We start from the raw sequence: 13746 nt of genomic DNA, 5'->3' as shown, positions 1-13746 counted from the left end.
AACGGTCAAGAACATGCCTCCCCATAGCCTTTGGCGGCAACAAATCGAAGCTCATGCGTTTCGATATGGCGTTCAAGACGTCCCCCGATCGCGGCCAGTATGGTGTCAAGCACAGCTTCCCGATCCTTCAAGACGTCGACATTCCAGAAGCGGAGGACCGACCAATCATTTGAAACCATGAAGCGATCCCTGGCCTGATCATACTTGTTGCCGGCATGCTGACTGCCATCGACTTCGATAACTAGCTGGCACTCCCTGCAGGCAAAATCGGCAAAGTAGCTGCCTATCGGAAACTGCCGCACGAATTTATGGCCGTTCAGTCTGCGGTCACGCAATTCGAGCCAAAGGGCGTTTTCAGCATCATTGTCCGACTGACGCAGACGTCTCGCTCGACCCGTTGTCTCGATTTCTGGTCCACGCATGCGCTGCCCCTCACCCTTACCCTCTCCCCGTGAAGAACGGGGAGAGGGGGGCGTCAGCGTTGGAGCCTTGTTCTTCGGCGCCGCGATTGCAACCTGTCCACTGATGGCGAGGATTCTCAAACGGAACGTCACGCATTCCACAGCCCCTTCTTCTTCATCTCCTCCATCTCGAGCGCGGCCCGTTCGCGCAGGCGGGCGTCGCGCAGCAGCTTTTGGACGGCGGAGTCGTCGGACTTGTCGGAATAGCGGAACTCCGAGTCGGCGTAGCGGTTGATCTCCTGCATGACCATGTCCATCGAAAAGGGGCCGCGCAGTTCCTCGATCATCGCTTTCTTCTCGTCATAACCCTTGTGCATGAAGACTTCCGGCTTCTCGAACCAGTCGTTGGGAAGCTCGATGTCCATGGCGCGCATCTTGATGGCGTCGGTGACGTTTTTGATGGCGCGGCCGGTGAAGCGGGGCTCGGCATCCTTGATCAGGTGCAGATAGGTGCCGATGTCGGCCATCGATTTCGGTGCGCCGTTCTCCTTCATGTAGCGCTCGTAGACCTTCATCAGCCCGTCTTCTTGCGGCTTCTCGTGCCCCTCATAGGCTTCGGTCACGGCGCGCTGGATTTCCTGCGCGGCGTAGAGATCGTGGTCGCCGAGCGGGATCTTGTGGTTTTTCCCCGCCAGCAGGACAAAAATATCGATGTAGTCGTTGCGGCTCTGCGGCCCGTCGACCAGCCAGCGGGCGCCGGCGCGCTGGCGCAGCGCGTCGTCGACATTTTCGGGATAGTTGGAGAACATGCCGAACGAGCAATTGCCGCGCACCACGGTCGCGGCACCGGCGAAGGCATCCATCAACACGCCGGTGATTTCCTGCTGGCCGGCCGAGGCGCGGTCGTCTGAGCGGCGCGCCGCCACCTGGTCGATGTCGTCGATGGTGCCGAATCCGATGACGCGCGGGTTCAGCACATTGTTGATGAACTGGCGGCAGTTCTGGCCTGATTTGCCCTGATAGGACGAGATCTGGTCGACGCCGAAATTCTCGTAGGCGAAGGGATAGCCGGCGACCTGGCAGTAGCCGTTGACGAGGCCGGCGATCATCTGGATCAGGGTCGTCTTGCCGGTGCCGGGGGCGCCGTCGCCGATGAAGGTGAACAGGAAGCCGCCGAGTTCGACGAACGGATTGAGTTCGCGCTCGAAGTCGTAGGCCATCAGCATCTTGGCGAGCTTGACCGACTGGTATTTGGCGATGTGATTGCCGACGACCTCTTCCGGCTTCTTGAATGTCATCACCAGCGGTTTTGAACGCTTGCCCGGCGCGACGTCGAAACCATCGAGGGTGAAATCGTCGGCATCGATACGGATATGCGCGTTCTCGAACGGGCCGATGCCGTCGAAGCGGCCCTTGCGGGCCAGCAGCCCGTCGATGGCGACGCGGGCAAAGGCACGCGCTCTGGTCATCAAATCGGCGTCGTCGGATGATCCCGAGATCGCTTTGTCGAGGCCGGCCAGGATCGACTTCACCGCATCCTGCGGCGTGTCGAACAGGAAGTCCGGTTCGGGACTGTCGTTGGGCGCCTCGCCGTCGCTGTCGATCAGCTGGAACAGGTAGGAGGCGAGGCTGAAGGCCGAAATGTAAGCCGAGGCCGACAGAAGCTTCTTGAAGGTAGACGCCTCGTCGCCTTCGAGCGGCGCGCGGGTGTTCTTGGCCTGCAGACTTTCAAGGTCCGAGCCCTCGGCAAAGACGTCCGATATTGCCAGCGCGATCGCCGTGCCGCGCCGGGCGCGAAACAGGAGCGTGTGCTGCGGGATGGTCAGCAGCTGATCATCGGGATGAACGGCGCCGACGGTCTTCGACAGCTCGACCTCGCGCGTGCGGCGCACCGAACCGACCGAGACGGTCGAGACGAAGCGGCGGTTGGTGCCGGCAAGTGCTGTGCCGGACTCGCGTGACGGGTCCTCCAGCACGACGACACGGGTGATGAAGCTCTGCGCGGTGGCGCGGTGCTTCTCGATGGCGGCTTCCGGGATGGTGGTCAGGCCGGTATCCATGAAGGGTGCTCCGTGGTGTGACGGTCAGACGTCTGAGATGACCTGTCCGTTGGACAGGATGTGAACCTTGTAGCCGGCAAAGACCTTTTGCGCCTCGCCGGCGGCGTAGAGCGCCTGATAGGCCTCGTGCGGGATCAGCGCGTGGTTTTCATAGCTCGACACGCCCTGGCGCGCGGCTTCCAGATCGTCGGTGTTGATGAAGAATTCCTGCGTCGTCTTCTCGCTGGAAAACAGGCCCTTGCGGCCGGGCTTCTCGGCCTTGGAATAGACCTCCTGGATGGTCCAGGTCAAAAGCCAGGCATTTTCGGGCTTGCGCACCTTGGCCAAAACCTCGGTCACCGTCGAATTGTTGTCGGTGATGCCAGCCGAATAGAACGGGCCGAGCACAACGCGGCGCAGCTGCTTGGGGTGCAGCGGCTCGAAATCCTTGTCGAGATTGACCGCGATGGTCGCCGGCGACAGCGTGTAGGCGGAGTTCTTCTCGGTGAAATCGTCGAAACGGTGGGCAAGCTCGGGATTGAGCAGGCCATCGACCGGCAGCGGAATGTCAATCGTCTCGTTCAGCTTGCCGTTTCTATCGACAAGCTGGCGAATCATCGTTTCGGACGAATCCTCCACCGTCACCATGTAGACTAGCGGCAGGTTGGCGCTGCCGTCGAACGTCGCCCAGTGGACGAGATAATAAGGCCGCCCCGTCTTTGGATTTACCGAGACCTTGGCCGTTTGCGCCAGCGTGAACGGGCCGAACGTGTTCTCGCTTTTCACGTCCTCGAGATAAAGCCGCTCGGCTATCGACTTCTGCAGCGCTGCGGGGAATTCCTTGTGGCGCAGGATGAAGTCGGCCATTTCCTCGCGCAACTCGCCGGCGAGCGGAATGTTGGCAAGCCGCGCGTCGGCCTGGCGTCGGTCGTTTTCCAGTTCGAGCAGGTTCTGGAACACCGGAAATCCGCTTTCGGCGCGCGAAATGCGGAATGTGTCCATGAAGCCGAGCCGGTTGCGCCAGCAGGAAAACGACTTGTCGAGCCTGGCGATGTGTTCGGCGACGATCTTGGCGACGATGCCATGCCGGTAGAGCGGCGAGCGATCGTCGCGCATGAACACTTCAAGGCCGCTGAGCGCGGCCGTGATGGCGGAAAAATACCGTGCCGCCGCTTCGTTTTCGGGGGTCATGCCTGGTCGCTCGCGGGCAGTGCTGTCACCCTTAAGACTGCACGTAGTTAGCCGAATTGTGCTTCTTCAGCACCTCGTCGAAGCGGCGGGCGAAGGCATCGTCGGCCAGCTTCTTGCGGCGCTGGATGTCGGCGGTGGCGACCATGTTCTTCTCGTGCATCTCAAGCAGGTCGCCGATGTGCTTTTGCGAAGCAGCCCCGATGCCGGCCATGGTTTCCTCGGCGGTGTTGTCGACCTGGCTGCCCAGCGTGTTGATCTTGTGGGCGACGTCCTGCTGGGCGGCGGTCTTCAGCGAATCTTCCAGCGCTTTGTAGAGCACGATGCGCTGCTCGGTATCGATGGTCAGCTTGTTGATCAGCGTCGATTGCGCGGCGATCTGGTTGTTGAGCGAATCGACGAAGGTCTGGAACATCGAGGTGTAACGCTCGAGCGTCTGGCTCTCGGCCAGCAGCTCCTGCTCCTTGGCCTGCTTTTCGTTGTATTCCGTCGCCAGCTTGGAGCGTTCGCCTTCGAGCTGCGTGCGGTCTTTCTGGCTGGTCGAAGCGGCGATCTTGTTTTCGATGTCGAGCAGCATCGGGTTGAGCTCCTCGATGCGCTTCTGCACGGCTTCGAGATTGGTCATGGTGGTCTTGCGGCGCTCGATAACCTGAGACAGGCTGGTTTCCGAGGTCTTGTAGCGTTGGTCGAGAACCTCTTTCTGCGCCTTCAATATGCCGACGATGGTGTCGGATTTGACCAGCAGTTCCTGCAGATTGCCGGCCAGCGACATGTTGCGAACGCGGTCGGTGCGCATGCGCTGCTTGCTCTGGCTGGAGAAGATGCCAATGAATTTTTCCCAGCCGGTGTAGTTCTTCATGCTCTCGAACTCGGCGCCGAAGACGTTGGTGGCGTCCTCCAGCCCGATGATCAGGTCGGCAATGTTGCCTTCCATCACCTTCTGCTGCTTCAGCACATCCTCGATGCGGGCGTTCTCGAGGTCGAAATTTGCGTCGCCGATCTTCTTGTCTGATGTGGCAAGCGTATCAAGCATGGTGCCGGATTGCTCGATCTTGGAGCGCATGTCCTGCACGACCTGCTTGGTCTTGGCAATTTCGGCGTCGAAATTCTGCAATGTCGCCATTGGGGCCTCCCGCTTCGGCATGACGTCGCTGGTCGCGAACAGCGGCGAATATATGTGGGGCATCAGGGGATTGAAAGACGTGAAGATAAGGGCGGCGTGAAAACAAAAAAATTCGTCAGGGTCTTGAAAACCAGTGAAGGCGTGGGCTTAGCGTGATTAGCTTGCCGACCAGCCATAGTTCAGCTGTCATTGAACTTTCATGCGGCAAGGCGAAGGCGCACGGATGCCTTTGTATTGGGCAAACCACCGAAGCAATCGCGGCCGCGATATGCGAGGAGAAAGCCGGCTTTACAGAGCTGACGAACAGCGGATCAGGGCTTGGGATCGGCCTTCAGATAGGCAATGACATTGGCGATGTCGTCGTCTTTGGCCAGGCCGGCAAACGCCATCTTGTTGCCGGGCACTTTCAGCTTGGGTGCCCTGAGATACTCGGTGAGATTGGCTTCATCCCAGACCAGGCCGGCGGCGCCGGCACTCTTCATCGCCTCGGAATAGCGGCCAAGAAAACTCTCGGCGCTGCCGGCGGTGCGGCCAACGACGCCCAACAGATGCGGACCGACCTTGTCGCGGTCGGTGGCTGCTTCATGGCAGGCCATGCACCGGTTGAAGGCCTTCTTGCCCAGGGCCGGGTCGCCGCCGGCATGGGCCACAAGCGAGCTGGCAAGGAGAAGGATGCTGGCGGACGAAGCGGCTCGAAACATGCTGCCCCCGGAGAGTTCTGGCTGGCGGCCTTATAGTGCCGAGGCTTTAACAAACGCTGCATCGCGGAAACAAACGCTGCATCGCGGCGGGATTGCGGAAGACAGGCCCGCGAGTCAGGCCTGTTGTGCCAGATCGCGGCGCAGGAAATCATTCAGCCGCTCGACCGCCTGGGTCGTCGACAGCGGGTTGCGAAGGATGCCGATTTCGAGGTCCGGCAGCACCGGAAGCCCTTCATTGCCGCCGACGATGCGCAGCGACGGTGGTACGCTGCGCAGGGCGAGGCCAGCCACCGCGAGCCCGGCCTGGACGACGGCGATCAGGCCAAGCAGAGAGGCGCTTGAATAGGTACAGCGATAGGAGCGGTCGGCATCGCCAAGCGCCTGCAGGACATTCATCCTGGCGGCGCAGCCCGGTTCGAACAAGGCGACCGGAAGCGGATCGGTCTCCCAGGCGACATGGTTTGATGAGGCGACCCAGACGAAGCGTTCCAGCCGGATCACCTCAAGCGGCTGCTCCGGCAAGCGGGTGATGATCGCCAGATCCAGCCGCCCCTCCGCCAGCGTCTTCACCAGCGCGGTCGACTGTTCGCAGATCAACTCCACCGTCACCAGGGGATGCTCCGCCGCGAAGCGTGAGAGCACGGGCGGCAGGAGGAAGGCGGCATAATCGTCGGGCACCCCCAAGCGGACGCTGCCTGTTTCCTTGGGCCGGGTGACACTTGCCCAGGCTTCATCCGACAGTTTCAGCAACCGGCGCGCATAGATCAGGAAATCCTCGCCGATCGCATTGGGAGTGACGGTTCTGGGACCACGCACCAGAAGCTGGTTGCCGACCATCTCCTCCAGCCGCTGCATCTGCATGCTGACCGCCGACTGGCTGCGGCCGACCCTGGGTGCTGCATTGGAAAGGCTGCCGCTCTCGACGACGGCGACAAAGGTTTTCAGCAGATTGAGATCGAGTGGCGCGGCCATGGTGCTATCAGTATATCGAATAGGTCATCACAAATCTATTCGCTTGTTTGAAGGTGGCGCCAGTGACCAGATGGTTGCTGGGATCGCTGGGAAACCACCACATGACGGACGCCTCGACAGCCCGCTTTCCGGCCGCGAGCCTTGCTCTGGCAATGGTGATCGCCGGTACGGTCGGCGCCTTCGCCACGGAATCGGGGCTGCATCCCGTTGCCGTCGTCTTCTGGCGATGTGTGTTCGGCGCGATATTCCTTTTCTTATGGTGCCTGTTGCGCGGCTATCTGCCGGATCGGACGCTGTCGCCGTCTCGGCTTGCCCTTGCAGCACTTGCCGGCGTGTGCATGGTGCTGAGCTGGACGGCCTTCTTCGCCGGCTTCGCCATGACATCGATCGCCACGACGACGATTATCTACCATATCCAGCCGTTCTTCGTGGTCCTGATCGGTGTCGTCTTCCTCAAGGAGCGCATCTCGCTCGACCAACTGCTGTGGATGCTCGGTGCGTTTCTCGGCGTCGTGCTGGCCAGCGGCCTCGTCTTCGCGCACGGCCACGACGATGCCAACTGGCGCCGGGCATTGCGCTGACGCTGGGCGGCGCAATGCTCTACGCCGTTACAACGATCCTCGCCAAGGGCCTTGGTCAGCAGCGCGCCGAAATTACGGTACTCTGCCAGACGGTGGTGGGGGTCGTCATGCTCGCCCCGTTCGCCGGCGTCGGCCAACATATTGCGCTTGCGTCATGGGGCTGGCTGCTCGGCATCGGCGTGCTGCACACCGGCATTGCCTACGTGTTGATGAATTCGGCCTTTCCGCGCCTGACGACACCGGTGATCGGCGTCATCACCTTCATCTATCCCGTCGTCGCCATCATCGTCGACTGGGCGATCTATGGGCATCCGCTCGGACCGGCGCAGGCTGCCGGCATGGCGCTGATTGCAGTGGCGACGCTGGGTGTGCGGCTGGGTTGGCGGTTTCCGAAGTGGCGTGTCTCGACCGTATGAGCCCGGTGCAATTCCAAGAAAAGCACATAGCGCTCCCCCTGGGAATTGCTCCAAAAACCAAGAGACAGAGTCAGCCCTTGATAAAGCCGATGAAGTCGTCGGGCGCGGCGCGGCCCATTTCTTCTTCCCAATGACGGCGGCAGAGCGAGACATAGACGTCCTTGCCGATCGCCACCTGCTCGCCCTGGCGCGCCACTTTGCCATCGGGGCCGAGGCGCACGACCATCGTCGCCTTGCGGCCGCAGCGGCAGATTGTACGCACTTCGCGCAAATCGTCGGCGATGGCCAGCAGCGCGCGCGAGCCGGAAAACAGCTTGCCCTGGAAATCGGTGCGCAGGCCGTAGCACATGACCGGGATATTCAGCCGGTCGGCGATGCGGGCGAGCTGCCAGACCTGCTCCTCCTCGAGGAACTGCGCCTCGTCGACGAAGACGCAATGCACTGACGTATGCGCGTGATGATCGGCGACGCGGGTGAACAGATCGTCGCCATCGCGGAACATCTCGGCTTCCGTCTCCAGGCCGATGCGCGACGAGATCAGGCCGGTGTCGCCCTTGCGGTAGTGGCCGGCGACGAACAGCATCGTGCCCATGCCGCGCTCGCGATAATTGTAAGAGGCCTGCAAGAGCATCGTCGTCTTGCCGGCGTTCATAGTCGCGTAGTGGAAGTAAAGCTTGGCCATGCCGCTCTTTTAAGCCGACTTGCCCTGATACGGGGAGGGGCGGTCGCCCGCATTCCCCTGAAAAAGCCCGCCCGTCTTCGAAAAAACCGTCCGGCATGGCAAAAGCGCCTGATGTGTCGCTGATTGGCCAGCCCGCGCCGTTGATCGTGATTGTCTTAATGCTTGAAACCACACCAGAATGGTGTTTGGCTGACGAAACAAGGCGGGCATAGAAACCGTAGCTACGCTTCGCCAAAGAATCACAATGGGAGACTGTCTATGTCGCGTATGAACTCTTTCGTCGCCGGCCTCGGCCTGGCGGCTTTTTTGTCCACCAGCGCTGCCTTTGCCGGCGATCCGGCGAGCTGCAAGGCGGTGCGTCTTTCCGATGTCGGCTGGACCGACATCCAGGCGACGACCGGCGTCGCATCGGTACTGCTCACCGCGCTCGGCTACGAACCGCAGACGATCCAGCTGTCGGTGCCGGTGACCATGGCGTCGCTGAAGAACAAGGATCTTGATGTCTTCCTCGGCAACTGGATGCCGTCGATGACCAACGACATCAAGGACTACACCGCCGACGGTTCGGTCGAGACCATCAGCGAAAACCTCAGTGGCGCCGGCTACGGTATCGTCGTGCCGACCTATGTCGCGGACGCCGGCGTCAAGACGCTGACCGACCTCGGCAAGTTCAAGGACAAGTTCGACGGCAAGATCTACGGCATCGAGGCCGGCAATGATGGTAACCGCATCATCCTCGACATGATCAAGAACCCGAAGGACAATCTCGAAGGCTTCGAGCTGGTCGAATCCTCGGAGGCTGGCATGCTCACGCAGGCCGAGCAGTCGATCAAGAGCAATGAGTGGATCGCGTTCCTCGGTTGGACGCCGCATCCGGTGATGGGTGCCATGAAGATCACCTATCTCGATGGCATGGGCGACAGCGGCTTTGGCGCAGCCACCGTGCATACCAATGTGCGCAAGGGTTACACCACCGAGTGCCCGAATGCCGGAAAATTCATCGCCAACCTGAAGTTCAATCTCGACATGGAAGGCGAGATAATGGACGCGATCCTCAAGGGCGCCGATGCCAATACGGCTGCGACCGACTGGCTCAAGAAGCATCCGGACGCGGTTGCTCCATGGATTGCCGGCGTGACCACTTTCGATGGCGGCGACGCGGCTGCAGCCGTGAAGACTGCGCTCGGAAGCTGAGCAGGTCTTGCGTTCGGCGTGACCGATCAAGAAGGGCAGTCACTTTAGAAGGGGCTGCCCTTTTTCATATCCTGTGACAAGATGACCGTCCGGCAAGGACGGCGACTGTCAAAGAGGGGCAAGATGGATCCGATTTCAAAATTCTTTGTCAGTTACAAGATCCCCATAGGCGAATGGGGCAAAGCGTTCTTCACCTTCCTTACCGACAATTTCAACACCTTCTTCCGCGGTCTCTCCGGCGGTTTGAATTTCCTGCTCGACGGAGTGGTCGACACGCTGCTGCTGGTACCGCCGGTCCTTCTCATCGCGCTGATTGCACTGCTTGCCTATTATCTGCAGCGATCGAGAGGCTTGGCCGTGGCTGTCTTTCTCGGGTTGCTGTTCATCCTCAACCAGAACCTCTGGAAGCAGACGGTAGAGACGCTGGTGCTGGTGGTTGCCGCCGCCGCCGTCTCGATGGCCATCGGTGTGCCACTCGGTATCTGGGCGGCGCACAAGCCGAAGGTCTATCGCGTCATGCTGCCGGTGCTCGATTTGATGCAGACGCTGCCGACCTTCGTCTACCTGATCCCGGTGCTGACGCTGTTCGGCCTCGGCAATGCGCCCGGCCTCATCGTCACCATCATCTTCGTCATCCCGACCGCGGTTCGTCTCACGCATCTCGGCGTTGTCTCGGTGCCGAAGTCGATCGTCGAAGCCGGCGAGGCGTTCGGCGCCACCAAGAGCCAGTTGCTGTGGAAGGTGGAGCTGCCCTCGGCGCTGCCCACCATCATGGCCGGTCTGACGCAGTCCATCATGCTGTCGCTGTCGATGGTGGTGTTTGCCGCACTGATCGGCGCTGGCGGCCTCGGCACCGAAATCAACCGGGCGCTGGGTTCGCGCAAGATCGACCTCGGGCTTGAGGCGGGCCTCGCCATCGTCGTCTTGGCCATCGTGCTCGACCGGATGACCCGCATCGCCGTTGGAGGCAAGAAATGACCGTCGCCGTCGATTTCCGGAACGTCGATATCGTCTTCGGCGCCGACCAGGCCGGATCGCTGAAGATGGTCGACGCCGGAGCCAGCCGCGCCGAGATCCTCGACAAGACCGGCAATGTACTGGGTTGCGCCGGCGCCAGCCTGACCGTGAACGAGGGCGAAATCTCCGTGCTGATGGGTCTCTCCGGTTCGGGCAAGTCGACATTGCTGCGGGCGGTCAACCGGCTCAACGTGGTGTCGCGCGGCCAGGTGCTGGTCAAGGATGGCGACAAGACCGTCGACGTCGTCACCTGCGACGAGGCGACCCTGCGGCGCCTGCGCCAGAAACAGGTGGCGATGGTGTTCCAGCAGTTCGGCCTTTTGCCCTGGCGTACGGTGGAGGAGAATGTCGGTCTCGGCCTCGAACTCGCCGGCGTACCGGAGCAAGAGCGCAAGGAGCGCGTGCAACGCCAGCTCAAGCTGGTCAATCTCGACCAGTGGTCGAAGAAATACGCGCATGAGCTGTCGGGCGGCATGCAGCAGCGCGTCGGCCTGGCGCGGGCCTTCGCCACCGAGGCGCCGATCCTGTTGATGGACGAGCCGTTCTCGGCGCTCGACCCGCTGATCCGCACCAAGCTGCAGGACGAATTGCTGCAGCTGCAGGCCGAGTTGAAGAAGACCATCATCTTCGTCAGCCACGACCTCGAGGAGGCGCTGAAGATTGGCTCCCACATCACCATCATGGAGGGTGGGCGCATCGTGCAAACCGGCGCGCCGGAGGACATCGTGCTGCGGCCTGCCAACGACTATGTCCGCGACTTCATCGCCAATGTGAACCCGCTGTCGGTGCTGACCGCCTGGAACGTGATGCGCGACCGTCGCGATCTGGAGCACGGCAAGGACGGCTGGGTGTGGCTCGACCGCCGCAAGACGACGCGCTTCAAGATCGACGATCACGGGCTGGTGGCGGCGGCCGAACGCGACGGCAAGCCGGCGGTGTGGGTGTCGTGCGCCGACGTCGAAGGCCAGCCCGAGGAAGTAGCGCAGGTGTTCTGGGCCAACCCCGGCACCTCGTTGAAAACCGTCATGCTGGCCATGCACCGTTCGCAGACCGCTCCCGTTGCGCTGTTCGACGACCAGTCGCGCTTCGTCGGCGCCATCGGCATCCGCGATGTGCTGAGCGCGGTGCTGCGGCGGTAACGCCAAATTCGTGGACGCCGCCGCGGGCAGCGGAGGCTGCTTGAATGCTTTTTATGCCACCAGCGGCAGGCGCAGTTGCGTCAGCAGGCCACCGCCCGGGTTGTTGGACAGGCGGATCTCGCCACCTGCGGCGCGCGCGATGTTGCGGGCAATGGTCAGGCCGAGGCCCAGACCACCGGTCTGGCGGTTGCGCGATTGTTCAAGGCGCACGAACGAGCCGAACACGGCGTCGATCTGTGCCTGCGGTATGCCCGGCCCTTCGTCGCGGATGGTGAGCAAGATCATGTCCTCCGACCGGCGCAGCGAAAGATGCGCCTTCTTGCCGTAGGTGACCGCGTTCTGTACCAGATTGGTGACGCAGCGCTTGAGCGCGACCGGCCGCGCCATGCAGATCAGCCCGCGCGAACGGGTCTCGTCGTCGAACGACACGTCGTCATAGCCGTCGGCGATCGATTCCACGAGCGACCAGAAATCGATGCGTTCGTTCTTTTCCTCGGTCACTTCGAAGGTGGCGAAGTCGATCACCGAGCTGGCGATGCTCTCGACATCGGCGAGGTCGTGCGCCAACGCCTCGCGAACCGCCGATTTGCGCAACAGCTCCAGGCGCAGGCGCATCCTGGTCATCGGCGTGCGCAGATCATGCGCCAATGCCGCCGCCAGATGTTCGCGGTCCTCGACATATTCGCGCAACCTCGCCTGCATAGCGTTGATCGCCTTGGCGGCGGCACGGACCTCGCGGCTGCCGCTCTCGGCGATCGGTGGGCTCTTCAGATCCTTGCCGATCCGGTTCACGGCGGTTTCCATCATCCGGTAGGGCGCCGTCAGCCGGCGCAGCGACCAGATCGACATGATCACCACCAGCCCTGCGATCAGCGAATAAAGCGGCAGGCTGTCGAAGCTCAGGATCGGGCCGACGGGCGTGATCGGTTCGGTGAAGTTCAGCCATTGGCCGTCGGCGAAGCGCAGCGAGGCCGTCAGCTTGTCGCTCTGGGCGAAGTCGGCGGCCAGCACCAGAAGGTCACGCTCGACCTGTCCGATGTCGGGTCCCGGCGCCGTGCCGTCCGCGTCATCGGCCTCGCGCGTCGCCGGATCGCGGCGTACGCGTGCATCGGTGATGCCGAATTTCGACAGCCGTCCGACGAGGATGTCTTCGAGTTCGGCCAGTTCGTCGTCGCCGGCGATCGACGAAGTGACCGCCGGCGTGTCCGAGACGGTGAGCGCGTAGGTGGAGTTGAACAGGCCGGTCGCCGTCGCCTTGCGCTCGTCCGGACTGGCGTCATGCATGAGCTGAACCAGCGAGAAGGCACGGTCGTTGAGCCGGTAGAGGTCGACGACACCGTTGGCGGCGGCGCGGTCGCGCGACACGATGTAAAGGGTCGCGACCTGGCTGATCAGCAGGCCGGCAATGACGATCAGCAGCACCCAGACAGGCAAGGTCTGCGGCAGGAAACGTCTCATTCGGAGGTCGTCTCGGGCAGGAACTGGTAGCCGCCGCTGCGTACGGTCAGGATCAGCTTGGGCGTCTTCGGGTCGTCCTCCATCTTGCGCCGCAGCCGGCTGACCAGGATGTCGATGCTGCGGTCGAAGGAATAGTCGCTGTCGCCGCCGGACAGCTCGATGAGCTGGTCGCGGGTCAGCACGCGCTGCGCGCTCTTGACGAAGGTCTGCAGCAGGTTGAATTCGGCCATGGTCAGCTCGACCCTGACATCGTCGGGTGCGATCAGCCGGCGCCGAGCACAATCCATCGTCCAGCCGGCGAAGCGGTAGATCTGCTTGGTGGTGGCGCGCTTAGGCTCGGCGGTGCCATTGCGCCTGAGCACGGCGCGGATACGCGCCAAAAGCTCGCGCGGATCGAAGGGTTTGGGGACATAGTCGTCGGCGCCCATTTCCAGGCCGACGACGCGGTCGGTCGTCTCGGTGACGGCGGTCAGCATGATGATCGGCGTCGAATACTGGGCGCGCAGGTCGCGGCACAGCTCCAGCCCGCTTTTGCCGGGCAGCATCACGTCGAGGACGATGAGGTCCACCTGGACGCGCCGCAGGATGGTCTCCATCTCGATGCCGTCGGCGGCAACCGAGGTGTGCAGGCCCCGCTTCTGGAAGAATTCCTGCAGCAGGTCGCGGATACCCTTGTCGTCGTCGACGATCAGTATGTGTGCGTCGGATTTCACAGCAGCCCTGTCATTGTTGCCAAGCCCTTCTGTCTTTGATTGCCAAGCCCTTCTGTCGCAACCCACACGATAGAATTCAGGCCATATGTTGGCCAGTGGCTATGACGGGTTCACACCGGCTT

14 protein-coding genes are annotated in these 13746 nt (G+C 62.0%); 5 read left to right on the top strand and 9 right to left on the bottom strand.

Annotated features, from left to right (window positions below; translation table 11 throughout):
* Positions 1-5: 5 nt before the first annotated feature.
* The 6 genes from NKJ37_RS10785 to NKJ37_RS10760 form a co-directional block, all read right to left on the bottom strand.
* On the bottom strand, positions 6-422 hold the full coding sequence (locus NKJ37_RS10785) for an endonuclease domain-containing protein (protein WP_127290194.1): 417 nt from the start codon (positions 420-422) through the stop codon (positions 6-8).
* Between the two features lie 128 nt (positions 423-550).
* Positions 551-2461, bottom strand: a complete 1911-nt coding sequence (locus tag NKJ37_RS10780) for an AAA family ATPase (RefSeq protein WP_352773808.1) — start codon at positions 2459-2461, stop codon at positions 551-553.
* 24 nt (positions 2462-2485) lie between these two features.
* Positions 2486-3631 carry a hypothetical protein gene (locus NKJ37_RS10775; RefSeq protein WP_023809869.1) on the bottom strand — a complete coding sequence of 382 codons (1146 nt, stop codon included), beginning with the start codon at positions 3629-3631 and terminating at the stop codon, positions 2486-2488.
* A 31-nt stretch (positions 3632-3662) separates the two neighbouring features.
* Complete coding sequence (locus NKJ37_RS10770) at positions 3663-4751, bottom strand: hypothetical protein (protein WP_127266549.1); 1089 nt, start codon at positions 4749-4751, stop codon at positions 3663-3665.
* A gap of 311 nt (positions 4752-5062) precedes the next feature.
* Entirely contained in the window at positions 5063-5452 is a 390-nt protein-coding gene (locus NKJ37_RS10765; protein ID WP_023809867.1) for a c-type cytochrome, read from the bottom strand.
* 114 nt (positions 5453-5566) lie between these two features.
* Positions 5567-6424: a LysR substrate-binding domain-containing protein gene (locus NKJ37_RS10760; RefSeq protein ID WP_128303730.1), complete on the bottom strand. Its 858-nt coding sequence runs from the start codon at positions 6422-6424 to the stop codon at positions 5567-5569.
* Between the two features lie 101 nt (positions 6425-6525).
* On the opposite strand from NKJ37_RS10760, the gene NKJ37_RS10755 reads away from it, so the two are divergent.
* Both NKJ37_RS10755 and NKJ37_RS10750 read left to right on the top strand, forming a co-directional pair.
* Positions 6526-7005: a DMT family transporter gene (locus NKJ37_RS10755; RefSeq protein ID WP_352773807.1), complete on the top strand. Its 480-nt coding sequence runs from the start codon at positions 6526-6528 to the stop codon at positions 7003-7005.
* 14 nt (positions 7006-7019) lie between these two features.
* Entirely contained in the window at positions 7020-7421 is a 402-nt protein-coding gene (locus NKJ37_RS10750; RefSeq protein ID WP_352773806.1) for an EamA family transporter, read from the top strand.
* Between the two features lie 70 nt (positions 7422-7491).
* On the opposite strand, the gene NKJ37_RS10745 is transcribed toward NKJ37_RS10750, so the two are convergent.
* The gene (locus tag NKJ37_RS10745; protein ID WP_352674731.1) at positions 7492-8103 is read right to left on the bottom strand and encodes a thymidine kinase; all 612 of its coding nucleotides are present in this window, start codon (positions 8101-8103) and stop codon (positions 7492-7494) included.
* Positions 8104-8361: 258 nt separating this feature from the next.
* On the opposite strand from NKJ37_RS10745, the gene NKJ37_RS10740 reads away from it, so the two are divergent.
* From NKJ37_RS10740 to choV, 3 genes are all read left to right on the top strand, one after another.
* On the top strand, positions 8362-9297 hold the full coding sequence (locus tag NKJ37_RS10740) for a choline ABC transporter substrate-binding protein (RefSeq protein WP_023809863.1): 936 nt from the start codon (positions 8362-8364) through the stop codon (positions 9295-9297).
* A gap of 123 nt (positions 9298-9420) precedes the next feature.
* Positions 9421-10275, top strand: a complete 855-nt coding sequence (gene choW, locus NKJ37_RS10735) for a choline ABC transporter permease subunit (protein ID WP_023809862.1) — start codon at positions 9421-9423, stop codon at positions 10273-10275.
* A complete protein-coding gene (choV, locus tag NKJ37_RS10730) occupies positions 10272-11453 on the top strand; it encodes a choline ABC transporter ATP-binding protein (protein ID WP_352773805.1) in 1182 nt (393 codons plus the stop codon). The genes choW and choV overlap by 4 nt, the downstream gene beginning before the upstream one ends.
* A gap of 51 nt (positions 11454-11504) precedes the next feature.
* Here choV and NKJ37_RS10725 read toward each other — a convergent pair whose 3' ends face one another.
* Positions 11505-12911 carry an ATP-binding protein gene (locus NKJ37_RS10725; RefSeq protein ID WP_352773804.1) on the bottom strand — a complete coding sequence of 469 codons (1407 nt, stop codon included), beginning with the start codon at positions 12909-12911 and terminating at the stop codon, positions 11505-11507.
* Complete coding sequence (locus tag NKJ37_RS10720) at positions 12908-13624, bottom strand: response regulator (protein WP_127290180.1); 717 nt, start codon at positions 13622-13624, stop codon at positions 12908-12910. Before NKJ37_RS10720 ends, NKJ37_RS10725 begins: the two co-directional genes overlap by 4 nt.
* Between the last annotated feature and the right edge of the window lie 122 nt (positions 13625-13746).

The organism is Mesorhizobium sp. M0140, assembly GCF_040322475.1.
Taxonomy (GTDB): Bacteria; Pseudomonadota; Alphaproteobacteria; order Rhizobiales; family Rhizobiaceae; genus Mesorhizobium.
The sequence above is the reverse complement of the archived record's forward strand: the minus strand, read 5'-3'. Positions and strand labels throughout refer to the sequence as shown.